Annotated in this window: 23 protein-coding genes and 1 pseudogene; 9 read left to right on the top strand and 15 right to left on the bottom strand. The window is 51.8% G+C overall.

All coding sequences use genetic code 11. The annotated features are described in order from the left end of the window. Window positions 1–23: 23 nt before the first annotated feature. The gene (locus tag MUU47_RS01620) at window positions 24–392 is read right to left on the bottom strand and encodes a type II toxin-antitoxin system VapC family toxin (RefSeq protein WP_258986351.1); all 369 of its coding nucleotides are present in this window, start codon (window positions 390–392) and stop codon (window positions 24–26) included. 5 nt (window positions 393–397) lie between these two features. Then, window positions 398–640 (bottom strand): ribbon-helix-helix domain-containing protein, encoded by a 243-nt coding sequence (locus tag MUU47_RS01615; RefSeq protein WP_258986350.1) that lies wholly within the window; start codon window positions 638–640, stop codon window positions 398–400. A 176-nt stretch (window positions 641–816) separates the two neighbouring features. Between MUU47_RS01615 and MUU47_RS01610 the strand changes: the two are divergent. After that, window positions 817–999, top strand: a pseudogene (locus tag MUU47_RS01610) (alpha/beta hydrolase); the annotation flags it as partial. A 3-nt stretch (window positions 1,000–1,002) separates the two neighbouring features. Here the strand turns inward: MUU47_RS01610 and fabY are convergent. The 4 genes from fabY to yihX are packed head-to-tail and all read right to left on the bottom strand — an operon-like array spanning window position 1,003 to window position 3,888. Further along, on the bottom strand, window positions 1,003–1,944 hold the full coding sequence (gene fabY, locus MUU47_RS01605) for a fatty acid biosynthesis protein FabY (RefSeq protein ID WP_258986349.1): 942 nt from the start codon (window positions 1,942–1,944) through the stop codon (window positions 1,003–1,005). A 44-nt stretch (window positions 1,945–1,988) separates the two neighbouring features. Next, window positions 1,989–2,426, bottom strand: coding sequence for a D-aminoacyl-tRNA deacylase (gene dtd / locus MUU47_RS01600; protein WP_159776515.1), 438 nt, complete (start codon window positions 2,424–2,426; stop codon window positions 1,989–1,991). Next, on the bottom strand, window positions 2,423–3,295 hold the full coding sequence (locus MUU47_RS01595) for a virulence factor BrkB family protein (protein WP_258986348.1): 873 nt from the start codon (window positions 3,293–3,295) through the stop codon (window positions 2,423–2,425). The genes dtd and MUU47_RS01595 overlap by 4 nt, the downstream gene beginning before the upstream one ends. Beyond that, window positions 3,292–3,888, bottom strand: a complete 597-nt coding sequence (gene yihX, locus MUU47_RS01590) for a glucose-1-phosphatase (RefSeq protein WP_258986346.1) — start codon at window positions 3,886–3,888, stop codon at window positions 3,292–3,294. The genes MUU47_RS01595 and yihX overlap by 4 nt, the downstream gene beginning before the upstream one ends. 494 nt (window positions 3,889–4,382) lie before the next feature. Here yihX and MUU47_RS01585 point away from each other — a divergent pair, with 494 nt between their 5' ends. Then, on the top strand, window positions 4,383–6,938 hold the full coding sequence (locus tag MUU47_RS01585; RefSeq protein WP_309578250.1) for a PKD domain-containing protein: 2,556 nt from the start codon (window positions 4,383–4,385) through the stop codon (window positions 6,936–6,938). Window positions 6,939–7,003: 65 nt separating this feature from the next. Here the strand turns inward: MUU47_RS01585 and typA are convergent, their stop codons facing one another. Then, entirely contained in the window at window positions 7,004–8,830 is a 1,827-nt protein-coding gene (gene typA / locus MUU47_RS01580) for a ribosome-dependent GTPase TypA (RefSeq protein ID WP_258986345.1), read from the bottom strand. 380 nt (window positions 8,831–9,210) lie between these two features. Between typA and glnA the strand changes: the two genes are divergently transcribed. The 3 genes from glnA (at window position 9,211) to glnG (ending at window position 13,358) form a co-directional block, all read left to right on the top strand. Further along, window positions 9,211–10,620, top strand: a complete 1,410-nt coding sequence (gene glnA, locus MUU47_RS01575) for a glutamate--ammonia ligase (protein WP_110511901.1) — start codon at window positions 9,211–9,213, stop codon at window positions 10,618–10,620. Window positions 10,621–10,887: 267 nt separating this feature from the next. After that, window positions 10,888–11,937, top strand: a complete 1,050-nt coding sequence (glnL, locus tag MUU47_RS01570; protein ID WP_258986344.1) for a nitrogen regulation protein NR(II) — start codon at window positions 10,888–10,890, stop codon at window positions 11,935–11,937. Between the two features lie 11 nt (window positions 11,938–11,948). Continuing rightward, window positions 11,949–13,358, top strand: a complete 1,410-nt coding sequence (gene glnG / locus MUU47_RS01565; protein ID WP_258986343.1) for a nitrogen regulation protein NR(I) — start codon at window positions 11,949–11,951, stop codon at window positions 13,356–13,358. 48 nt (window positions 13,359–13,406) lie between these two features. Here the strand turns inward: glnG and hemN are convergent, their stop codons facing one another. The 3 genes from hemN to MUU47_RS23450 all read right to left on the bottom strand — a co-directional run bounded on the left by hemN (window position 13,407) and on the right by MUU47_RS23450 (window position 15,905). Beyond that, entirely contained in the window at window positions 13,407–14,780 is a 1,374-nt protein-coding gene (gene hemN, locus MUU47_RS01560; RefSeq protein ID WP_258986342.1) for an oxygen-independent coproporphyrinogen III oxidase, read from the bottom strand. A 188-nt stretch (window positions 14,781–14,968) separates the two neighbouring features. Then, the gene (gene yihI, locus MUU47_RS01555; RefSeq protein WP_110511906.1) at window positions 14,969–15,484 is read right to left on the bottom strand and encodes a Der GTPase-activating protein YihI; all 516 of its coding nucleotides are present in this window, start codon (window positions 15,482–15,484) and stop codon (window positions 14,969–14,971) included. 154 nt (window positions 15,485–15,638) lie between these two features. Beyond that, window positions 15,639–15,905: a hypothetical protein gene (locus tag MUU47_RS23450; RefSeq protein ID WP_258986340.1), complete on the bottom strand. Its 267-nt coding sequence runs from the start codon at window positions 15,903–15,905 to the stop codon at window positions 15,639–15,641. Window positions 15,906–16,069: 164 nt separating this feature from the next. Here MUU47_RS23450 and yihA point away from each other — a divergent pair, with 164 nt between their 5' ends. Continuing rightward, complete coding sequence (yihA, locus tag MUU47_RS01545; protein WP_258986339.1) at window positions 16,070–16,711, top strand: ribosome biogenesis GTP-binding protein YihA/YsxC; 642 nt, start codon at window positions 16,070–16,072, stop codon at window positions 16,709–16,711. A 107-nt stretch (window positions 16,712–16,818) separates the two neighbouring features. Here the strand turns inward: yihA and spfP are convergent, their stop codons facing one another. After that, window positions 16,819–16,866, bottom strand: coding sequence for a small protein SpfP (spfP, locus tag MUU47_RS23565; protein WP_071892919.1), 48 nt, complete (start codon window positions 16,864–16,866; stop codon window positions 16,819–16,821). A gap of 209 nt (window positions 16,867–17,075) precedes the next feature. Then, complete coding sequence (polA, locus tag MUU47_RS01540; protein WP_258986337.1) at window positions 17,076–19,868, bottom strand: DNA polymerase I; 2,793 nt, start codon at window positions 19,866–19,868, stop codon at window positions 17,076–17,078. Window positions 19,869–20,264: 396 nt separating this feature from the next. On the opposite strand from polA, the gene yihG reads away from it, so the two are divergent. Continuing rightward, entirely contained in the window at window positions 20,265–21,167 is a 903-nt protein-coding gene (gene yihG, locus MUU47_RS01535; RefSeq protein WP_258986336.1) for a 1-acylglycerol-3-phosphate O-acyltransferase, YihG family, read from the top strand. Between the two features lie 70 nt (window positions 21,168–21,237). Here the strand turns inward: yihG and dsbA are convergent, their stop codons facing one another. From dsbA to MUU47_RS01520, 3 genes are all read right to left on the bottom strand, one after another. Continuing rightward, window positions 21,238–21,861 (bottom strand): thiol:disulfide interchange protein DsbA, encoded by a 624-nt coding sequence (dsbA, locus tag MUU47_RS01530; protein WP_258986335.1) that lies wholly within the window; start codon window positions 21,859–21,861, stop codon window positions 21,238–21,240. Window positions 21,862–21,887: 26 nt separating this feature from the next. Beyond that, window positions 21,888–22,874 carry a serine/threonine protein kinase gene (locus tag MUU47_RS01525; RefSeq protein WP_258986334.1) on the bottom strand — a complete coding sequence of 329 codons (987 nt, stop codon included), beginning with the start codon at window positions 22,872–22,874 and terminating at the stop codon, window positions 21,888–21,890. Window positions 22,875–22,950: 76 nt separating this feature from the next. Further along, window positions 22,951–23,220, bottom strand: a complete 270-nt coding sequence (locus MUU47_RS01520; protein ID WP_110511913.1) for a YihD family protein — start codon at window positions 23,218–23,220, stop codon at window positions 22,951–22,953. Window positions 23,221–23,289: 69 nt separating this feature from the next. Between MUU47_RS01520 and mobA the strand changes: the two genes are divergently transcribed. Together mobA and mobB are read left to right on the top strand one after the other, a co-directional pair. Then, window positions 23,290–23,874 (top strand): molybdenum cofactor guanylyltransferase MobA, encoded by a 585-nt coding sequence (gene mobA, locus MUU47_RS01515; protein ID WP_258986333.1) that lies wholly within the window; start codon window positions 23,290–23,292, stop codon window positions 23,872–23,874. Then, complete coding sequence (gene mobB / locus MUU47_RS01510; protein ID WP_258986332.1) at window positions 23,871–24,383, top strand: molybdopterin-guanine dinucleotide biosynthesis protein MobB; 513 nt, start codon at window positions 23,871–23,873, stop codon at window positions 24,381–24,383. The genes mobA and mobB overlap by 4 nt, the downstream gene beginning before the upstream one ends. Window positions 24,384–24,597 lie beyond the last annotated feature (214 nt).

The following is a 24,597-nucleotide window of genomic DNA, read 5'->3' as shown; positions in this document are numbered from 1 at the left end:
GGGCAGCATTGGGTTGCCCGACTCTATAAAATGTATGGCGTCACTACGCCGGATATCCCTGAAAAATCTTTTGTATTGCGTGTCAATAAACTGCGCCGATGCACCTGCGCAGTTGCCAGGATGATGGCATCAGGAAGTTTCATCCCATGCTCTTGCCTTATCTGAACACTCTTTTCTGCAATGTCCTTCGAGATGTCGATAATTTCAAATACAGACAGTGCGAGACGCGTCTGGTTTTCCTGGTTATATTTTCTGGCACCGACCATCACCTCCATCCAGGTCACCAGGCTAATTGCGCGCTGCGAAGCATATTTTTCGATCGTTTCCATGGCTTCACGGCGACCACTAAATAAATCGATTAAGATATTGGTATCAAAAAGAGCAGCGGTCATTTCTATTACCACTCCTCTCGCAGTTTTCTTTGATACTCAACGCCTTCTTCATCACAGTTTTTCCAGAGTCCAAGCGCATCTGCAATGGCGTTTTGATTTTGCCTTTCAAGGTATTGTTCTACGGCCTCCCGCAGAAGCTCGGCTCGCGGAAGGTTACGATGTTGCTTAAGATCATCGAGGCGCGTAATAAGCTCATCCGATAAATCGAGTAATATTCGACCCATATCCATTCCTGACACCACGCTCATATATACCTCAAGTATATCATTGCTGCTTAATTAGCCATCAAAATACACATGGTCGTAGAAGGCTTAAAGTCGAAAATTGAGATTCTGATCGCTTTTGCGAGCAGCTTTCCAGAATCTGTTTCCCCCACAAAGTGGCATTTTTCAAAGGGTTGGATCCAGGATATAACGCTTGATGCGACCCACTGTGCGATGAGGGAGAAGCCCTGTTCCATCGCATGAAGAAGCAAAATGTCTGGTGCACTACACAGCACTGCTCTGGTGTGATTCATGGATTCTTTCAGCTTGCGAAAGTCGGTCAGTCGGCAAGAGAAGTCATACAGAATGTAGCCCGTCGTATCGGCACGCCGGGCCAGAAATGAGGACTACTCCTCTTCGTTACCGCCCTCTTCCAGCGGCCCGAAAGGTTTGGCGGGCAGAACCATGAAGATGCCTTCAAAAATCGCGCCAGAGGTCTCGTCGCCGAATAGCTCAACCTGCAACTGAACGCGGGCTTTACGTCCGCGCGCCAGGCGGTCGAGATCGCCGCTGAGTGAGCCGAGATCGGCTATCGCACTTGGCTTGCCGCTGATCGGTTTGCTGTAGCGAATATGGGCATCGGCCAGAATGATCGTGCCGCCGAGATGACGCTCACGCAGCATCAGCCAGATCAAGCCCCAGCCGGTCAACGTCGCGAGGGAAAACAGGCTGCCAGCGAAAAGGGTATTATGCGGATTCTGGTTGCCAATTTCCGGCATGGTGGTGATGAATTTTTGCCCGGTGTATTGCTGAATACGTACACCCATTTTCTCGCTCAGTGGGATGTGTTCGTACCACGCCTGCTGAAGCTGTCCACACCAGTCGCCGCGGTGCAGGATATCATCGAGCGTCGCGATGGGTTTAATCATCAGGAAGTGCCGAATCGGCGTCGTTTGTGGCGTGGTGATTTCACCCTGGTTCACGAAACCGAGCTTGGCAAAGAATTCGACGGCGTCTTCACGGGCGCTACAGGTCACGCGCTTCACGCCTTCCTGCCTCGCTACGGACTCCAGCGTCATCGCCATCAACGTGCCGAGACCTTTGTCCTGTACCGCCGGGTCGACCGCCATGAAGCGAATAGAGGCTTCGTTATCGCCATTAATATACAGGCGGCCTACCGCCACCAGCTTACCCGCTTCGTCCACCACCATCTGATGATGCGCCATGGCGTCCCAGGCATCGCGCTCAGAGCCCTGCGGCTGATGTAGCGGCTTGCGCAGCATTTCCCAGCGGAACTGGTAATAACACGCTAATTCTTCTTCCGTTTGCGGTACTCGAAGGTGATACATAGCGGAACTCTCTTTTGCGGCCCGCGCCCAACCTGCCTGAGGGCTCATACCTGTAACCAGAAGGTCACGGGACCGTCGTTAACAAGGGAAACCTGCATATCCGCAGCAAAACGCCCGGTCTGAGTTGGCATCTCTTGCTGGCGGCAACGCTCAACAAAATATTCATAGAGTGCTTCTGCCCGATCCGGAGCCGCACCGCGGGAAAAGCCCGGACGCATACCGCGCTCGGTATCCGCCGCGAGAGTAAACTGCGACACCACCAGCACGCTGCCGCCAGCCTGCTGTACGTTCAGATTCATTTTGCCGTCGGCATCGCTAAAAATTCGGTAGCCCAGAACGCGTTCGCACAGGCGATTCGCTTTCTGCTCGTCATCTTCCTTTTCGACACCCAATAACACCAAAAGTCCCTGACCAATTTCACCCGTCACCTCGCCCTCCACGGTGACGCTGGCACGGGTTACGCGCTGAATTAATGCAATCATGGTTGTTCGTCTTCTTGTTGTAATGCAGCGAGTTTGAGTTTTCGATACTCCCCGAGAGTGACAGTTATTTCCGCGCCAAGCAAGACGATGCACCACGTCCAGTAGACCCAAACAAACAAAATGGGGATGACCGACAGCACGCCATAAATCAACTGATAAGACGGGAACGTGGTGATGTAAAGGGCGAAGCCTTTTTTACCCAGCTCAAACAACAGCGCCGCCACCAGCGCCCCGAGCACCGCATCGCGATTTAGCACCCGCGTGGTTGGAACGATGCTGTAAAGCATCCAGAAGGAAATCCAGGAGAGCAGCAGCGGAAAGATGCGCAGACCGTTATCGATGACGCCGTTAAGCTCGCTCGCCCAGCGCAACGACAGCAGATAAGAACTGATGACCAGGCTCGCCCCGGCCAGCAGCGGCCCCAGGGTCAATATCATCCAATACACGGCGAAAGAGTAGATTTTGGGGCGCACGCGTTTGCTGCGCCAGATGGTATTCAATGCACTATCAATGGCATACATCAACAACAGTGCGGTCACGACAAGCCCGCAGGCACCCACCGCCGTCATTTTACTGGAGTTCGCCACAAACTGTTCGATATAGCGCTGGATAACGTCGCCGGTCGCAGGCAAAAAGTTGGCGAAGACAAAATGGCGCAGTGTAATGCTGACATCAGAAAACATCGGAAATGCCGCGAACAGGGCAAAAATGACAGCGATCAGCGGCACCAGAGAGAGTAACGACACGTAGGCCAAATTACCGGCCAGCGTCGTCATGTTGTCTTCATCAATGCGTCGCCAGAGTAATTTCAGCCAGGCAACCAGCGGCCTGGCGTGACGGGAGGCTTTTTGATGAACGTTTTTTATCATAACTGTTTCGCAAAATACCCAGGGATGGTCTCTTTTCCGGTCACCAAAATGCTGGTGATCCCCAGTTGGTTGGCACCTTCAATATTATCGGTGTTATCGTCGAAAAAGACCGTATCGTCGGCGGAGAATCCTTCCGCTTCCAGCACCCGTTGATAAATTCGTGCTTCCGGTTTACGCATACCCATTTCTTGCGAAAGATAGATATGGTCAGCCGCGGCGCGTACTTCAGGGTATTCATCCGGCCAGAAGGTCGTATGCAGACGGTTGGTGTTAGAGAGCACGACCACGCGATGGCCCTGCTCGCGCAGCTTGTGCATGATGACAATCACGTCCGGACGCAAGCCGACAAAAATGGCCTGCCAGCCGTGAGCAAACTGCTCGTAGCTCAGCGACAGATCCATCTCATGGCACAGCGCTTGTGCAAACGCTTCATCCGTTATTTCACCGCGCTCGTGCTGATGAAAAGCCTCGCCCATGACGAAATTTTGCTTCAGCGTTGCCAGCGGCACGCGGCTGAAATCACTCCACGCCCCAAACACGCGGTTGAAGTCGATGTCGACAATCACATTACCTAAATCAAAGATATAGAGCATGATCCTCTCCTTTTGTGTCATGGAAAAATAACTGTAGCGGGAAAGGCGGGGTTTGACTATAGAGATAACACTTTGGGGAGACAGGTTTAGCTCGGCGGCTTAATGGTACTTGGTAGCGTAGATGACAGGGAGTGGAAGAGATCGCCCAACGGCAACAGCGCAGGTTCTCACGGTAAATCATGACGACTTCGGATGGAATTACTTTTGAACTCACTTAATAGCCAAATAAATGAATAATTAATTAGAATTAACTGTATTACGTTCGAAATTTTCACAACCATAAGTCACTTTAAATAATCATATTATTATATTTATTATCAATCACCCTAATAAACCCATTCACTTGATAAATTGTTTTTTGGTGCTTAATAAAAGAAGCATGCTTTATTTTCTTTTACCCTTGAATTAGCATTACCGCTATTGACTCGTGGTTTTTATATATCATTTACATCACGAATTTAAATCCATAATATATAACCCATGGAAATGTAATTATGCAACTCAATAAACTAACTCAAGCCTTATTTGGTGTGGGTGCCCTTTGCTTTGCCGGGCAAGCCCTTGCATTAGAAGCATGGAATGGTCAGGAAGGTAGCGAACAGTTCAACGTTATCTTTAATAACAGCGTTTACCAGAATTCCTGGTGGGTCGGTGCAGACCAGTGCCCTGGCAATGCACAACAGGATCAGGCTAATAATCCATGGCGCCTGACCAGAGCGGCGACTGCGCAAGAATTATCACAATATGGCAATCCAACTGATTGTGAAATTGCCGGTGGGAGTGACACGGTTAATCTGCCTGAATTCAGTCAGGATCAGTCGTATTCAAAAGACGAAAAAGTCCAGTATAGCGGTGCAACCTATAAAACCAACGAATCAATTCCTGCTCATTCATATATTCCAGGCAAAGAAAATCCATGGAAAGTTTGGCAGGTAACGCCAGAATGGGTGAATGGAAAAGTCTATAACGCGGGCGATATTGTTACCCGCAGCGGCCAGTCTTATGAAGCCCTGTTTTATACCAATGCCAACGACCCTTCATTACCTGAAAATCAGAACCCGACAAAAGATAACGCAAAACCCTGGTATCCTTTGGGCGCAACGAGCACCCTGACGCAGGCACAAGCCAATGCTGCTCCAGCATTAAACCTGAATACGTTATATGACGCCGGTGCATTGATGACCTGGAACGGCACACCCTATGTTGCTCAGTGGCAGGTTAAAGACGTGACGCCAGAAGGCGTTTCACCATGGCGCGCCTACGTGGAATGGGGCAATACCAAAGAGCGTGTCGGGACCCCGCAATCTGCGTGGCCAAAACAGTTCTACGCGCCGTATGTCGATTTCACCCTGAACAGCATTCCGGATCTTGCCTCTGTTGCCCAAAGCAATAACGTGACCCACTACACCCTGGCATTCGTGGTATCGAAAGATGCGAACACCTGTATGCCTACCTGGGGCACCGCTTACAGCATGGGTGATTACGCGCAGTACAGCAAAATCAAAGCGCTGCGTGAAGCAGGCGGTGATGTGATGGTGTCTATCGGCGGAGCGAATAACAGCCCACTGGCGGCAAGCTGTAAAAATGTAGCCGATCTCCAGCAGCACTATTACGACATCGTCGATAACCTGAATTTACAGGTGCTGGACTTTGATATTGAGGGCACCTGGGTTGCCGATCATGAGTCTATCGGACGTCGTAACCAGGCGGTTAAAGCCGTGCAAGATCAGTGGAAAAAAGAGGGCCGTCATGTGGCGATTTGGTACACCCTGCCGATTCTGCCGACCGGTCTGACTCCTGAAGGCATCTACGTGCTGCAGGATGCGAAAGCTAAAGGCGTTGAGCTGGATGGTGTGAACGTGATGACCATGGATTACGGTAACATCCAGTGCCAGTCTGATGGTACCGAAGGCCAGAACATTCACGGTAAATGTGCCACCGATGCGGTTGATAACCTCTTTAAACAGGTGAAATCTATCTGGCCTGAGAAGAGTGACAACGCGATTTATGCCATGCTCGGCACTACCCCGATGATCGGTTACAACGATGTTCAGGGTGAAGTATTCTATCTGTCTGATGCGAATCACGTTTATCAGCACGCAAAAGATCACGGCATTGGTATGATTGGCGCCTGGTCGATGATGCGCGACCGCCCGGGTGTGGCGAAACAGGTTTCTCCGGAACACAGCGGCATGACCGAACAGCAGGCACCGCTTTACGCCTATAGCAATGTTTTTGCGCCGTTTACGCAAAACAACGTTAACCCGAACCAAAATCATCCGCCAGTGGCGTATGCAGGTATTAGCCAGCAGATTGATAAAGCGGGCGTAGTCACCCTGGATGCATCCGGTTCTACCGATCAGGACGGCGATAGCCTGACCTGGAAATGGGAACAGGTTAGCGGCCCGGCGGTAAAACTGTCGAACGAGAATGCAGCAAAAGCCACCTTTACCGTTGCTTCTCCGTTGGTACAGGCGAGTTACAGCTTCCGCGTGACGGTCAATGATGGCAAGCAGTCATCCCATGCGGATACATCCGTAACGGTGACCGATCCGAGTCAGCCTGTGGAACCGACACTGTCCGTTTCGTCTATGCAGCAGGTGAATGCGGGTAGCCAGGTGACGATTGTGGCCACCGCGACCGATCCGGACAGCTCTGCTCAGCAATTACAGTGGCACTGGACGTTACCGGCGGGTGTTGGCCAGGTAAGTGGTCAGGATACGAATACGCTGACCATTATCGAACCGGCAGATGCAAAAGAAGCCAGCTATGCGCTGCAGGTGAAAGTCACCGATCAGAGCGGTTTGAGCGCGACGGGTAATGTCACGCTGCAGGTTCACGCGGCCGGGCAGCCAACTCCGGCTGGGGATTATGACTATGTCTACCCTGATGGCCTTGCCAGCTACACCGAGGGGACTAAAGTCCTGGCCAGTGATGGCAGCATTTATCAGTGTAAACCGTTCCCGTACTCTGGCTGGTGTTCAGGTACAGCCTGGGCATACGCGCCAGCAACCGGCACCAACTGGCAGGATGCATGGGATAAACGTTAAGCATTGATAAAACATAAAAAAAGCCGCTGAAATTCAGCGGCTTTTTTACATGCAGAAGACGTTAATTACGCTTCTTTTGGCCCACGGCCAGCACGTTTACGGTCGTTCTCGGTCAGGTGACGTTTACGGATACGGACAGAAGTAGGTGTTACTTCTACCAGTTCGTCGTCATCGATGAACTCAAGAGCCTGTTCCAGGGACATCTTCTGTGCAGGAACCAGAGTTGTCGCTTCGTCAGTACCGGACGCACGCATGTTGGTCAGTTTCTTACCGGTCAGGCAGTTTACAGTCAGGTCGTTAGAACGACTGTGAATACCGATGATCTGGCCTTCGTAAACTTCTGCACCGTGACCCAGGAACAGCTTACCGCGGTCCTGCAGGCTGAACAGCGCAAACGCGACTGCTTTACCCTGGCCGTTAGAAATCAGCACGCCGTTGTTACGCTGGCCGATTTCGCCCGCACGAACGTCGTCGTAGTGGCTGAAGGTGGAGTACAGCAGACCCGTACCGGAAGTCATGGTCATGAACTCGGTACGGAAGCCGATCAGGCCACGTGCCGGGATCAGGTAATCCAGACGAATACGGCCTTTGCCGTCAGGGATCATGTCTTTGACATCGCCCTTACGCTCGCCCATTGCCTGCATTACAGAACCCTGGTGCTGTTCTTCGATGTCCAGAGTCACGTTCTCGAACGGCTCTTGCATACGACCATCGATCATACGGTTGATAACTTTCGGACGGGACACAGCCAGTTCGAAGCCTTCACGACGCATGTTTTCGATAAGAACGGACAGGTGGAGCTCACCACGACCGGATACACGGAATGCATCCGCATCTTCGGTTTCGTCAACACGCAGTGCCACGTTGTGCACCAGCTCTTTGTTCAGGCGGTCGAGGATCTGACGTGAAGTCACGTACTTACCTTCTTTACCACAGAACGGAGAGGTGTTGACGTTGAAGAACATGGTTACGGTCGGTTCATCAACAGACAGAGCTGGCAGCGCTTCAACCGCCTGCACGTCGCAGATGGTGTCAGAGATGTTCAGTTCGCCCAGACCGGTGATTGCGATGATGTCGCCAGCTTCCGCTTCAGCAGATTCGATACGTTCCAGACCGAGGTGGCCCAGGACTTTACCGACTTTACCGTTACGGGTTTTGCCTTCGCTATCAATGATAGTGACTTGCTGGTTCGGCTTCACTTTACCGCGTTTGATGCGGCCGATGCCGATAACACCCACGTAGCTGTTGTAGTCCAGCTGGGAGATTTGCATCTGCAGCGGGCCATCAAGGTCAACGTTTGGTGCTTTAACGTGGTCAACAATCGCCTGGTACAGCGGGGTCATATCTTCCGCCATATCGGTGTGATCGTTACCCGCAATACCCATCAGTGCAGATGCATAGATGATTGGGAAGTCGAGTTGTTCGTCAGTCGCATCCAGGTTTACGAACAGGTCGAAGACCTGATCAACAACCCAGTCAGGACGTGCGCCAGGACGGTCAACCTTGTTGATAACCACGATCGGCTTCAAACCATGGGCGAATGCCTTTTTGGTTACGAAGCGCGTCTGCGGCATTGGGCCATCCATTGCGTCAACGACCAGCAGAACGGAGTCTACCATGGACATTACACGTTCAACTTCACCACCGAAGTCGGCGTGCCCTGGGGTATCAACGATGTTGATACGGTAGTCATTCCATTTGATAGCGGTGTTTTTAGCGAGGATGGTAATCCCACGCTCTTTCTCCAAATCATTGGAGTCCATCACGCGTTCGGTGGCTTCAGCACGTTCGTTACTGAAAGTACCAGATTGCTGCAGCAGCTTATCAACCAGGGTAGTTTTACCATGGTCGACGTGCGCGATGATGGCGATGTTACGCAGATTTTCGATCACAACTTTGCCTCAGGCATTAGAAATAGCGCGTTATTGTACACGGATTAATCGCAGGACTAAACAGGATCACAAACATCCTCTGCAAACAAGTATCGCAGAGTTGTCGTGTGATCGCTTTCACGAAGAGTAAAAAGGGCCTAATCACGCAAATTGCACCAAAACAGTGCCCGCATTTCACACATTAGCACTATTTTGGTGCAAGATATCCATCGTGGTGCAGCCCTTTTGCACTATGGTGCGCATCATAACGCCTTTTGGGGTGTATTTAAAAGTTGGCACAGATTTCGCTTTATCTTTTTCAAGGCAACAACGCCACATTAAGCAGTGCCAAGAATAGTTCGTTACCACGACGACACTGACAAATCCGGGAGAGTTTAAGTATGTCCGCTGAACACGTTTTGACGATGCTGAACGAGCATGAAGTGAAGTTTGTTGATCTGCGCTTCACCGATACCAAAGGTAAAGAACAGCACGTCACCATTCCTGCTCACCAGGTAAATGCCGAGTTCTTCGAAGAAGGCAAAATGTTTGACGGCTCCTCTATCGGTGGCTGGAAAGGTATCAACGAATCTGACATGGTTCTGATGCCAGACGCTTCCACTGCTGTCATGGACCCGTTCTTCGAAGAGTCTACTCTGATCATTCGTTGTGACATCCTTGAGCCTGGCACTCTGCAGGGCTACGACCGTGACCCGCGTTCCATCGCTAAACGCGCTGAAGAATACCTGCGTTCCACCGGCATCGCAGACACCGTACTGTTCGGGCCAGAACCAGAGTTCTTCCTGTTCGACGACGTGCGTTTCGGTAGCTCCATCTCCGGTTCCCACGTTGCTATCGACGATATCGAAGGCGCATGGAACACCGGCACCAAATACGAAGGCGGCAACAAAGGCCACCGTCCAGCGGTTAAAGGCGGTTACTTCCCGGTTCCCCCAGTCGATTCCGCACAGGACCTGCGTTCTACCATGTGTCTGGTGATGGAAGAAATGGGCCTGGTTGTTGAAGCTCACCACCACGAAGTGGCAACTGCTGGTCAGAACGAAGTGGCAACCCGCTTCAACACCATGACCAAAAAAGCGGACGAAATTCAGATCTACAAATATGTGGTTCACAACGTCGCGCACCGTTTCGGTAAAACCGCGACCTTCATGCCAAAACCAATGTTCGGTGATAACGGTTCCGGTATGCACTGCCACATGTCCCTGTCCAAGAACGGTACCAACCTGTTCTCTGGTGACAAATATGCAGGTCTGTCTGAGCAGGCACTGTTCTACATCGGTGGCGTAATCAAACACGCTAAAGCAATCAACGCCCTGGCGAACCCAACCACCAACTCTTACAAGCGTCTGGTCCCGGGTTACGAAGCACCGGTTATGCTGGCTTACTCTGCCCGTAACCGTTCTGCATCTATCCGTATCCCAGTGGTTGCGTCTCCGAAAGCACGTCGTATCGAAGTGCGCTTCCCGGACCCGGCGGCTAACCCGTACCTGTGTTTCGCAGCACTACTGATGGCTGGTCTTGACGGTATCAAGAACAAGATCCATCCAGGCGAAGCAATGGACAAAAACCTGTACGATCTGCCGCCAGAAGAAGCGAAAGAGATCCCACAGGTTGCAGGTTCTCTGGAAGAAGCACTGAACTGCCTGAACGAAGACCGCGAGTTCCTGACTGCGGGCGGCGTGTTCACTGACGAAGCGATCGATGCTTACATCGCGCTGCGCGTTGAAGAAAACGACCGCGTTCGCATGACTCCGCATCCGGTAGAGTTCGAGCTGTACTACAGCGTTTAATGAGTTAGTCATCTTCGATGGATTTCGCGTTGCAACAAGGGGCAACTGAGTGAGTCCCAATGAGCTTAGTCTACTAAGTGATTTGGGTGAACGAGGGCAGCCAACGCCGTTGCAGCGTGAAGGACACGGAGATTGAGTTGCCGTGGAAACTTTTGGCCCATCTTAGGATGGGCTTTTTTCTCCAGTAACAGTCTGATATCAGGCGCTTTGCGGAAGAAAACCGCTATAATGCACTAAATTGGTGCACACCTTTCAGGAGACTGCCGGATGGCAACAGGCGTGCTGCCCGATGCTGGGCAGATCCTCAATTCTTTAATCAACAGTATCCTACTGGTCGATGACGAGCTGGCGGTTCATTACGCCAACCCGGCAGCGCAGCAGCTGCTCGCCCAGAGTTCGCGTAAATTATTCGGTACACCATTGCCGGATCTGTTGAGTTATTTTTCCCTGAACATTGAGCTGATGCAGGAAAGTCTGCTGGCAGGACAGGGTTTCACGGACAACGAAGTGACGCTGGTCATTGATGGCCGCTCACACATTCTGTCGTTGACCGCTCAACGGCTGCCTGACAGCCTTATCCTGCTCGAAATGGCGCCGATGGATAACCAGCGTCGTCTGAGCCAGGAACAGCTGCAGCACGCTCAGCAGATCGCTGCACGCGATTTGGTGCGCGGTCTGGCCCATGAAATCAAGAACCCACTTGGCGGCCTGCGCGGCGCGGCTCAGCTTCTGAGTAAAGCGCTGCCCGACCCGTCACTGCTGGAATACACCAACGTTATCATTGAACAGGCCGATCGCCTGCGCAATCTGGTGGACAGACTTCTTGGTCCACAGCAGCCTGGAATGCATGTCACTGAAAGCATTCACAAAGTGGCTGAACGTGTGGTGAAACTGGTATCGATGGAGCTTCCCGACAACGTGCGTTTAACGCGCGATTACGATCCAAGTTTGCCGGAATTACCACACGATCCCGACCAGATAGAGCAAGTTCTACTGAATATCGTGCGTAATGCCCTACAGGCACTGGGCCCGGAAGGCGGCGAAATTATTCTGCGTACCCGTACCGCGTTCCAGTTAACGCTCCACGGGGTACGTTACCGTCTTACCGCTCGCATTGACGTAGAAGACAACGGACCGGGCATCCCCTCTCACCTGCAGGATACGCTGTTTTATCCGATGGTCAGCGGGCGCGAAGGCGGCACCGGTCTGGGCTTATCCATCGCCCGCAGCTTGATCGATCAACACTCCGGTAAAATTGAGTTCAACAGTTGGCCGGGCCATACAGAATTTTCGGTTTACCTGCCCATTCGGAAATAGAGGTGCATTTTATGCAACGAGGGATAGTCTGGATCGTTGATGACGATAGTTCCATCCGTTGGGTGCTTGAACGCGCGCTCACCGGGGCAGGATTAACCTGCACCACGTTTGAAAGTGGTAGCGAAGTGCTCGACGCGCTGGCCAGCAAGACGCCGGACGTGCTGCTGTCTGATATCCGAATGCCTGGTATGGACGGGCTGACGTTGCTCAAACAGATTAAACAGCGCCATCCGATGCTGCCGGTCATCATAATGACGGCCCATTCCGATCTGGATGCTGCCGTGAGCGCCTACCAGCAAGGGGCTTTCGACTACCTGCCGAAGCCGTTTGATATCGACGAAGCGGTAGCGCTGGTCGAACGTGCGATCAGCCACTATCAGGAACAGCAGCAGCCGCGCAACGTACAGGTCAACGGGCCGACAACAGACATTATTGGCGAAGCGCCCGCAATGCAGGACGTGTTCCGCATCATCGGCCGTCTTTCCCGTTCGTCTATCAGCGTGCTGATCAACGGTGAATCCGGCACCGGTAAAGAGCTGGTTGCTCATGCCCTGCATCGCCACAGCCCTCGCGCGAAATCCCCTTTCATCGCGCTGAACATGGCGGCAATCCCTAAGGATTTGATTGAGTCTGAGCTGTTTGGCCACGAAAAAGGCGCGTTTACCGGGGCGAATACCATTCGTCAGGGCCGCTTTGAACAGGCCGACGGCGGGACGCTGTTCTTAGATGAAATCGGCGATATGCCGCTGGATGTTCAGACGCGTCTGCTCCGCGTGCTGGCCGACGGTCAGTTTTATCGCGTGGGCGGCTATGCGCCGGTGAAAGTGGATGTCCGCATCATTGCGGCAACCCACCAGAACCTGGAGCTGCGCGTGCAGGAAGGGAAATTCCGTGAGGATTTATTCCACCGCCTGAACGTCATCCGGGTGCATCTGCCGCCGCTGCGCGAACGCCGGGAAGATATTCCGCGCCTGGCGCGTCATTTCTTGCAGGACGCTGCCCGCGAGTTGGGAGTTGAAGCCAAACAGCTTCATACCGAAACCGAAGCCGCATTAACGCGCCTCGCGTGGCCGGGGAACGTACGCCAGCTGGAAAACACCTGCCGTTGGCTGACGGTGATGGCCGCCGGTCAGGAAGTGCTGATTCAGGATCTGCCCGCAGAGCTGTTTGAAAGCTCCGTGCCGGACAGCCCTTCTCATTCACTCCCCGACAGCTGGGCAACGCTGCTGGCTCAGTGGGCTGACCGCGCGCTGCGTTCCGGTCATCAAAACCTGCTCTCTGAAGCGCAACCGGAAATGGAGCGTACGCTGCTGACCACCGCCCTGCGTCACACTCAGGGGCACAAACAGGAAGCCGCGCGCTTGCTTGGTTGGGGACGAAATACCCTGACCCGTAAACTGAAAGAGTTGGGAATGGAATAGTCCGTTTGAGATTGCTGATAGTGAAGCGGGCCGAATGGCCCGTTTTTTTTATATCACGCGCGAGAACTGCTGCATCCGCGCTTTCTGGCGCAGATAGGTATCGAAACACATGCAGATATTGCGGATTAGCAATCGCCCTTTCGCCGTCACCTGAATACCTTGCGCATTCACGTCCACCAGCCCATCTTTCGCCAGTGGCGCCAGCAGCGTTAAATCTTCGGCAAAGTATTGCTGGAAATCTAACGCCCACTGCGTCTCGACGTCAGCAAAATCAAGGCCGAAGTTACAAATCAGCGCCTTGATCACATCGCGGCGAATGCAGTCGTCCTGGGTAAGCGCAATGCCGCGCCACAGCGCATTCCCGCTTTCGTCTACCTGCTGATAATAGCGCTTCAGCTCTTTCTGGTTCTGCGCATAGCTGTCGCCAATCATGCTGATGGCTGAAACACCGAGCCCCAACAAATCGCTGTCACCCTGGGTGGTGTAGCCCTGGAAATTGCGGTGCAGTACACCTTCGCGCTGAGCAATCGCCAGCTCGTCACCAGGGCGCGCAAAATGGTCCATACCGATAAACTGATAACCGGTTTCGGTCAGCGAAGTGATGGTTTCCTGCAGGATATCGAGCTTTTGCTGAGCTGACGGTAAATCTTCGTCTTTGATTTTACGCTGTGCCGCGAACAGCGTTGGCATGTGCGCGTAGTTAAACACGCTCAGACGGTCCGGATTCAGCTCTGCGACCCGCTTAAGGGTAAAGGCAAAGCTCTCCGGCGTTTGTTTCGGCAGGCCGTAAATCAGATCGATATTGGTCGACGTGAAGCCAATCTCGCGGGCGCGGTTCAGCAACGCAAAGATAAACTCTTCGTCCTGCTCACGGTTTACCAGGCGCTGAACCTCTTTATTAAAGTCCTGCACGCCCATACTCAGGCGGTTAAAACCTTCGCTGCGCAAGTGATCCAGCACGTCCAGTTCGATTTCACGCGGGTCGACTTCAATGGAAATCTCGGCATCCACAATAAAATCAAAATGCCCGCGCAGGAGCTGCATCAGGCGGCTGATTTGCGCTTTGTTCAGATAGGTTGGCGTCCCGCCGCCCCAATGCAGCTGGCTGACCTTGCGGTCGGCAAACAATGGCGCACGGTAGACAATTTCCTGTTCCAGCGCGTCGAGATACTGATCGGCTTTGTGCTGCTGGCGGGTCACAATCTTATTGCAGCCGCAGAAGTAGCAGAGCTTATGGCAAAACGGGATGTGAACGTACAGCGACAGCGGACGTTCAGGATAACGGGCAACGGCCTGTTGAAAGTCGGTTTCGCCGAACGCGTCGGAAAATTCCAGCGCGGTGGGGTATGAGGTATAACGTGGCCCGGAATAGTTGTACTTCTGGATCAGGGCCAAATCCCAGTCGATTAACTGCTCAGACATGCTTACTCCTTCCGGTGGTATCGCGAACGGCGACGGCGTGCCGGCTGACCCGTAATTCGGGTACTCAGCCGGTTGCGCAGCCAATGCTGACGCCGCGACAACCGTCGTAGTTTAACGAATAACCACCCCAGATAACACATAACCAAAAGGGTTATAAGCAGGACAGGCAGTCCGAAGGGGTGCAAACGTTAGTTTCCGCCTTTCAGCAGACGCATCATGTCTTCTTTGCCTTCGTCTTCTTCTTCGTCTTCATCGTCGTCGTAAGAAAGACCCAGCTCTTGCATCAACGCATCAATGCGGTCGAGTTTTGCGTCAACCCAGGTTTGTTCTTCGGCGCTAAGGGCTTCGCCCTTCTCGAGACGTTCCAGCAGCGCGTCCAGGCGCTCATCGTTTTCCAGTAAATCCAGCTCGGCCTGCGGTGAAAGCATAGGTTTCTCGCTCTTCGGTTTTTGCTGCCGGGTTACCGGACGCTCGACAGCGCCCAGCTGAATCGGAGTTTTACTGCCAATACGTGGATCTTTCTGTTGGCCCTGTTTCTTGCCACCAGTGCCAGCCTCACCGCCACTCGCGCGACTGCCTGCTGCGTGACCACGATGCTTTTTGGTACGTTTACGGTCACGCGCTTCCTGATCAAGCTCTTCACGCGTCTTACGACGGGCTTTTCCAGGTGCTGTGCTACGCGGTGCGGATGTTGGTTTTTTCATGATGATGGGTTTCTTTACGTTGTTTACTACAGTATAGAATTGAGCCGGAATCTAGCAGAAAGCAGACAAAGAAAAAAGGCGACAGAGTAATCTGTCGCCTTTTTTCCTGACTCATAACCCATTACGGGTCTGACAATCCCTGTTTGCCACCAACTCACCCTGTTTTTCCCTTGGCGCAGAACACTCCATGTCTTCTTCCTGATCCTTTTCCGACGTCTCCAGACGTTCGCCTCCTGGCAATTCCTTTGTCTTCGCCTCCTGGCGCTCCTGACCCTCGTCCTGAGTTCTTATCCTTTTCGGCATCCTCGCCTGATGGGGTGTACTTTACCGTTTTATCCTTAACACTCAAGTCGCTATCGGGCATAAAAATGTTATTTCGGAATAATACTAAAAAATAACCAATTGATTTAATTGAAATCATACGAAATAGCACCTGCAACTTCTCTGAAAGTTCGCATAGTAATGATGGCAAATATCCTACAAAGCGAAGGGGTAATGCTCACACCCCCTTATTCGACAAACACCGCCTTTTGCCATTGTTCAGGTATACTCCCCGCCATAGCCCGATTTTATGGAGACGATCCTTTGACTAACCTGAACTATCAACAGACGCATTTTGTTCTCAGTGCGCCTGATATTCGCCATTTGCCGTCCGATACCGGTATTGAAGTGGCATTTGCCGGTCGCTCCAATGCAGGTAAATCGAGCGCCCTGAATACCCTGACCAACCAGAAAGGTCTGGCACGCACGTCCAAAACGCCGGGCCGTACTCAGCTCATTAACCTGTTTGAAGTCGCTGAAGGCAAACGCGTTGTCGACTTACCAGGTTACGGTTATGCAGAAGTACCGGAAGAGATGAAGCTTAAATGGCAGCGTGCACTGGGTGAATACCTGGAAAAACGCCTGTGTCTGAAAGGATTAGTCGTGCTGATGGATATTCGCCATCCGCTGAAAGACCTCGATAAGCAGATGATCGAATGGGCCGTCGACAGCAATATTGAAGTGTTGGTGCTGCTGACCAAAGCCGACAAACTGGCAAGCGGCGCGCGTAAAGCGCAGCTGAATATGGTGCGCGAAGCTGTGCAAGCCTTTAATGGTGATATTCAGGTAGAAGCATTTTCTTCACTGAAGAAAATTGGCGTAGATTTATTGCGTAAGAAACTCGATACCTGGTACAGCGAAATTGCGCCTCAGGAAGAGCAAGAGGAAGAGACCGGCGGGGAATAATTCTGACCGGCGAATTACCCTGATAAGCGCGGAACTCTCCGCGCTTTTTGTTTTCTTTCGCGCAATAAAAAACGCCCCAGTCATTACTGACTGGGGCGGCTAAATATTCAGCCAAATCCGATTACGTGAAGTAAAAGGTCTGAAAGATAGAACATCTTACCTCTGTACCCTACGCGATTAACTCTACTCTTTTTTCATTAGCCCAGAAAGCACTTTTTGTAGTTTTTTTTCACTTCTTGCATAGCGAATTCCGATGATCATCACAAAACGCTATAAGTTATGTTGCTTACTTACAAAAAGACCCGACGAAATCACTGGGCTTAAAAACGCGGATTTTGGCGAATATTTGGCCTAAGACAGACGCTTAGTGCGCCTGATCCCAGTTAACGCCGCTGCCCACTTCCACCAGCAATGGAACATCGAGCGTCGTGCTGTTTTCCATCAGTTCATGCACTTTCTTCGTGACCGCATCGAGATCGTCTTTATGCACTTCGAACACCAGTTCATCGTGCACCTGCATGATCATTCGCACGCGCGGCTGCTCTTTCAGCAACCAGGCATCGACCGCAATCATGGCACGTTTGATGATATCTGCCGCCGTGCCCTGCATCGGGGCGTTAATCGCCGCACGCTCTGCGCCTGCTCGACGGGCCGCATTGCTGGATTTGATGTCCGGCAGATACAGGCGACGCCCTTCCAGCGTTTCAACATAACCCTGTTCTTTGGCCTGCTCGCGCGTGCGTTCCATATATTCACGCACGCCAGGATAGCGCTCAAAGTAGAGATCCATGTACTTCTGGGACTCTTTGCGCGGAATATTCAGCTGACGGGAAAGACCGAACGCACTCATACCATAAATCAGGCCGAAGTTGATCGCCTTCGCGCTGCGACGCTGTTCGTTACTGACGCTATCTAACGGCAGACCAAAAACTTCCGCCGCGGTAGCACGGTGAATATCTTTACCTTCAGCAAAAGCCGTTAGCAGGCCTTTATCGCGGGAGAGATGAGCCATGATACGCAGCTCAATTTGCGAGTAGTCCGCGGAAACAATCAGATAATCCTCTGGTGCGACAAACGCCTGACGAATACGACGCCCTTCTTCATTACGCACCGGGATATTTTGCAGGTTCGGCTCGGTAGAAGACAAACGTCCCGTCGCTGCAACCGCCTGGTGGTAGGAAGTGTGTACGCGGCCCGTTTTCGCATTGATCATCAGCGGCAGTTTGTCGGTGTAGGTCGATTTCAGCTTCGCCAACCCACGATATTCGAGGATAACTTTCGGCAGCGGGTAATCCAGCGCCAGCTCTTCCAGCACTTCTTCAGAGGTGGACGGCGCACCGCCTGGAGTTTTCTTCAGCGGCTTAATACCCTGCTTTTCAAACAGAATAGTCTGCAGCTGTTTTGGCGAGGACAGATTAAATGCCTCACCCGCAATCTCGTGGGCTTTTTGCTCAAGCTCAACCAGACGCGTCGCAAGCTCCGCCGAATGGTTGTGCAGCACGTCCGGGTCGATGTTGACACCATTGCGCTCCACGCGTGAAAGAACGGGCACTAACGGCATTTCGATATTTTGGAAAACATTCAGCGGGCCTTCCTGCTTTTGCAGTTTTGGCCACATTTTCAGATGCAGCTGCAGCGTGACGTCGGCGTCTTCTGCCGCATAACGACCCGCTTCCTCAAGGGCAATCTGATTAAAGGTGAGCTGATTTTTCCCCTTGCCGGCAATTTCTTCGAAAGTGATGGTTTTGTGTTTTAACCAGCGATCAGAGAGGCTGTCCATGTCATGACGACCGGCCACGCTGTCGAGCGTGTAGGACTCCAGCATGGTATCGAACGCAATACCACGTAGCTCAATGCCGTAGTTCGCCAGGATGCCGCGATCGTATTTCAGGTTCTGGCCGACTTTCAGGCTCTTATCATCTTCCAGTAGCGGTTTCATCAACTCCAGCACGCGCTCGAGTGAGAGCTGCTCCGGCGCATCAATATAATCATGTGCTACTGGAACGTAGGCCGCTTCGCCCGGTTCTGCGGCAAACGACAGACCAACCATATTGGCGGAGACGTTGTCGAGGCTGTCAGTTTCAGTATCGAACGCAAAGACTGGTGCTTTCTTCAGTTTTTCAATCCACTGTGTGAGCGTTGCTTCATCGAGAATAGTGACGTAGTTTTCCGAAGAGAGCGCGGTTGCTGGCTCTTCAGGTTCTTCTTCCACCGCAGCGGCGGCTGCAGCCAGCGGTTTTGTTGATGGTTTTCCACCTTTGGCCTGCATCCATTTCCCGGCTTCAACGTCCGTAATCCAGCGCTTGAACTCATACTGCTTAAACATACTGAGCAGTTCATCGGCCGCGGGCTCCTGAACCTCAAGCTGATCGCTGGTTAATTCCAGTTCAACGTCGGTTTTGATGGTCGCAAGCTTGTAGGAGAGATAAGCCATCTCTTTATTCTGCTCGAGCTTCGCGGCCATTGTTTTCGCGCCACGGAAGGTGAGCCCGGCGATTTTCTCCGGCTCGGCATACAGCATATCCAGACCGCCCAACCCTTGTAGAAGCGCCTGTGCCGTTTTCTCGCCCACGCCAGGAACACCTGGAATGTTATCCGAGGAGTCACCCATCAGGGCGAGGAAATCGATAATCAGCTCTGGCGGCACGCCGTATTTGGTAACCACTTCTTCCGGACCAAGCACGGTATTCGTCATGGTATTGATGAGCGTTATCTCAGGCGTGACCAACTGGGCCATGTCTTTATCACCGGTGCTGATCAGCACCGGACGGCCCGCTTTTTCGGCTTCACGCGCCAGGGTGCCAATCACGTCATCAGCCTCAACGCCTGAGACCGCCAGTAACGGCAGGCCCATCGCCTTGACCATCGCGTGCAGCGGTTCAATCTGCGCACGAAGATCGTCAGGCATCGGCGGACGATGAGATTTGTAATGTTCGAACAGTTCGTCACGGAAAGTTTTGCCCTTGGCATCAAAGACTACCGCCGCATGCGTTGGTTGATACTGCATGATCAGGCTGCGCAGCATATTCAGTACGCCGTACATGGCGCCCGTCGGTTCACCTGCGCTGTTCGTCAGCGGAGGAAACGCGTGGTATGCGCGGTAGAGATAAGAGGAGCCATCAACCAGGATGAGAGGGTTTTCTTGGATCTGAACCATAATTTCCGTGCCTGTTTATCTGATTAAGGATAAAGGATGCCACAGACAGAGCTAAAACATGAGTTTTTCGCCGTTATTGCGCTAAAAGTTTTGTAGATCCTCGGGATCGCTCGCAACCTTGTTCTGTGGATAAGTTTGTGCATAGATTTATTCCATCGAATAAATTCTGGTCAGCCGTGATTTTATGTAACAATATTTGTTATATTTTTCATTACGTTAACTTGGATCAATGTCATTTAACCCACTATTGGTGACAATTTGCGCCATGTGGATATAACTATTCGATATTTTTCTACTCTGCCAGGACCCGCCTTCAGGGGGGATTTCTGGTAAAATCAGCCTTTTGTGCCTGCCTAAGCCGCACTTTATACAATTAACTATCTGAATAAATTGATTATGTCGAGATTACTCGCTGCGATGACGCTTTTGCTGAGTATCGCCCTTACCATTATCGTGACCATTGCCTGCTCCGTGCCAATCATCCTGGCGGGCATTATTAAACTGTTGCTTCCCATTCCCGTGGTATGGCGTTCCGTCTCGGCGTTTTGCAACCTGATGATGTACTGCTGGTGTTCTGGCCTTGCGTTATTACTTCATCTGAATCCGTGGCTGAAGTGGGATGTCGAAGGTCTTGAAGGGCTGAACAAGAAGAACTGGTATCTGCTTATCTGTAATCACCACAGCTGGGCAGACATCGTTGTGCTATGCGTTTTATTCCGCAAGCATATCCCGATGAATAAATACTTTTTGAAGCAGCAACTGGCCTGGGTTCCGTTTATCGGCCTGGCCTGTTGGGCGCTGGATATGCCTTTTATGCGCCGCTATTCCAGGGGTTATTTGATTCGCCATCCGGAACGTCGTGGGAAAGATGTGGAAACCACGCGTCGTTCATGCGAGAAATTCCGCACTCATCCCACCACCATTGTGAATTTCGTCGAAGGCTCTCGATTTACGGAAGAAAAGCGCATTGAAACGCGCTCGCCTTATAAGCACCTTCTGCCGCCGAAGGCTGCCGGGATCGCGATGGCCCTGAACGTGCTGGGAAGCCAGTTCGATAAGCTAATGAATGTCACGCTGTGCTATCCAGAAAACGATCGCACGCCCTTTTTCGATATGCTGAGCGGAAAGTTAACCCGCATTGTCGTCCGCGTGGCTCTGGTTCCTGTGGCAGAAGAGCTGCACGGCGATTACGTGAACGATAAGAACTTTAAGCGCGGTTTTCAGCGTTGGCTGAATACGTTATGGACGGAAAAAGATGCGCGAATCGAAGAGATGAAAGCGGCGGCAAGTGTGAAATGAATTTACGTCATTAGCCTTCTGATATTTCTGGACACAGAAACAATAACGCCGGTCAGTGACCGGCGTTTTTTTATTTTTTCTCAACCAGTTGCTTCACGGTGTCAGCATATTGCTGCACGAAGACATCCATGTTGCTGGTATCCATACCCTGCGGGTTCAGCTGATATTTACCGTTGACGTACATCGCCGGAACCCCCTGAAGTTGCAGATCGGCAGCAGCTTTTTCTTCCTGAGCAACGATGGATTTCACCACAAAGCTGTTCCAGGCTGCGTCATAATCTTCGCCTTTAATGCCTGCATCTACGAAGACCTGACGGATGTCAGCAACACTTTGTACGGTCTGGGTCTTTTGCACGGCTTCAAACATTGGGGCGGTGATCTTATCTTCCACACCCAGCGCCATAGCGACTGCCCACGCCTGAGTCAGCTCTTTGCCCAGTGGGCCCAGGAACTCAACGTGGTACTTGGTCATTTTTGTGCCTTCAGGCAGTTTCTTCTTCACGGTATCGGAGACGTGAAGCACCTGCTCAAACTCATAACAGTGCGGGCAATAGAATGAAAAGAACTCCAGAACCTGTGGTTCACCAGCAACAGGCTTCTCCAGCGTGGAGTATTGTTTACCATCAGTGATTTGCGCAGCGGCGGCGCTGAATGCCAGTACCATGCCTGCCAGCGCCAGAAAAATCTTTTTCATTGTTAACTCTCTCCTGAAAATGTCTGTTAATACATTGGCGTTAATTGTAATGGTGGCTCCTGGAGAACTCTGACTTGTTCCAGGAACATTTGGGTTTGCCTGCGCCAGTTATCTTCCTCGGCAAGCCAGGGAAAATTAACGGGAAAGGCAGGATCACCCCAGCGGCGGATTAACCACGCCAGGTAGTAAACCATACGCATAGCGCGTAACGGTTCAATGAAGGAAAGCTCAGCGGTATCGAACGTGCTGAACTCTTCATAGGCTTCAAGAATGGTATCAAGCTGCATTAAACGTTCGGCACGATCGCCGTGCAACAGCATCCACAAGTCCTGAACGGCCGGTCCATTTCGGGCATCATCAAGATCGACAAACATCGGCCCATCGCGCCAGAGAATATTACCGGCATGGCAATCGCCATGAAGTCTCAGAGATGTAAAACGAGTGTGCCATTGCTGCATGACGGCATCAATCAGCTTGTCTGTGGCAGCGAGGAAATCGGCTTTCAGAGAAGATGGAACCAGCGGCGTAGTTTCAAAAACCTGGCGGGGTTCCAGTAAGTATTCCTGTAGGCCGATGTCCGGGCGCGCGGTAAACAACTTCTTGCGACCAGTCTGATGAAGGCGTCCCAATGAGCGGCCAACCCATTCCATCTGGTCGAGATTATCAGGTTCAAACTGACGTCCGCCGACGCTTGGGAAAACCGCAAAGGAAAACCCTTGTTGGCTCAGCAGTGTTTCACCCTCAAATGCAATCGGTGCCGCAACAGGCACATCATCGGCCTGTAAGTCCTGCGCGAACTGGTGCTCTTCAAGGATTTGGTCTGCGGACCAGCGCTGTGGACGATAGAATTTCACGACGAAGCGACGTCGGTCTTCATCCTGAAATTGCCAGACGCGGTTCTCGTAGCTGTTGAGTGGAGTCAAACCTGAATCCACCCGAATACCCTGATCAAAAAGTGCATCAACGATGGTATCCGGGTGTAGAGTCTGGAAAGTAAAAGCCTTATCGTTCATCCGATTATCCGGAAATTACTGCGAATAATTCAGGATATCATTTCACAGCCTTTTCGGTCGCACCTCTTACAAGCTTTTACTCTTTAATTACACCACGAGCGCGGAGCAGTGCGGTTTTAAAATCTTCTTCATAATCTTTCTTAATGCCCGGGATAGCGGCATCTTTCGCGGAATCGCGCATTTTCAGATGATAAATCAGAATATCATCGGAAAGATCCGTCAGCTCACCGTCAAAACCTGACTCCTTCGCCAGTTTCTGTAAGAATTGCATCAGATTCAGCTCGGGCTCTTTTTGCCAGGCTGGCTGGAGAAGCTCAATCACTTCGTTCAGACGTTTACATTTCATTTATTTGCTCCTTACGCTTAACAGTCACACGTTAGCAGGGTCAAACCCACAATAAAAGAGGCGATATTCGTGAATCAGCATCAGGAGATAACTGGCGTCGTGCTGGCGGGCGGAAAGGCAAGCCGAATGGGCGGTATCGATAAAGGATTACAGAAACTTAACGGTATTCCGCTGTGGCAATACGTCGCCGCTACGCTTTCAGCACAAACAGAAACGCTGGCTGTCAGCGCTAATCGTTCCCTGGAGATTTACCGTTCCCATGGCCATGTCGTCGTGGAGGACACTTTACCGGATTACCCCGGTCCTCTTGCAGGAATGCTCTCTGCAATGCAGCAATTACCGGGCGAGTGGTTTCTGTTTTGCCCGTGCGATACGCCCTTTGTCCCTACATTTCTGACCGATCGTTTTTTGCAGTTTAAAGCTCTATCACCGGTGGTATGGGCATACGACGGTGAACGCGATCATCCCGCTGTTTCTCTCATTCACCGCAGCGTAGTCCCGGCCCTGGAAAAATATCTCGAGACCGGAGAACGCCGGGTGATGGTCTTTCTTCAGCAGTGTGGTGGTCATCGCGTTGATTTTAGCGATGCCAAAGCTGCATTTATCAACGTGAATACGCTCGACGATTTGCAAAACATGCAGGTGAAATTATGACGCCGGTTCTGGCTATTTCCGCGTGGAGCGGTACGGGAAAAACGACCTTATTGAAAGCGCTGATCACGGAACTGTGTGCTCGCAATTTGCGCCCAGGACTAATCAAACATACTCATCATCGGATGGATGTCGACACGCCAGGGAAAGACAGCTATGAACTGCGCAAGGCAGGAGCCGCCCAAACGCTGGTAGCCAGTGCACAGCGCTGGGCATTAATGACGGAAACGCCAGAAGCTGAAGAGCCTGATTTGCAGTATCTGGTTAGCCGCATGGATCTTTCAACGCTGGATCTGGTGCTGGTTGAGGGTTTTAAACACGAGCCTGTCGCGAAAATAATGCTCTTCCGACAAGGTGCGTCTCACACGATTGAAGAACTTACTCTCGACGAATATGTAGTAGCCATTGCCAGTGACACACCGATTGATACGCTTTGCCCATTATTGGATCTTAATAATATCAATCAGATAGCTGATTTTGTTGAGCAATGGGTAGCGCAGCAGCGAGTCTGATAAATTTTTAGCGGGAGCGTTAATCGGGATCAATATTGAGAACGCAGAGATCATGCAGGAATTTTATGACGCATAAACGCAAAAAACCCCGGCCTTTCGGTCGGGGTTTCTGACTTGTTTGATGCCTGGCTGTTGTATGCCGGGCTTCCTGCCCGGCCCCTTCGGGCTGCACTGCGTGCAGTGCAAATCCGTTCCCGACGGATTTGTCCTACTC

The organism is Scandinavium hiltneri (assembly GCF_024764835.1).
GTDB classification, from domain to species: Bacteria; Pseudomonadota; Gammaproteobacteria; order Enterobacterales; family Enterobacteriaceae; genus Scandinavium; species Scandinavium hiltneri.
The sequence above is the reverse complement of the archived record's forward strand: the minus strand, read 5'-3'. Positions and strand labels throughout refer to the sequence as shown.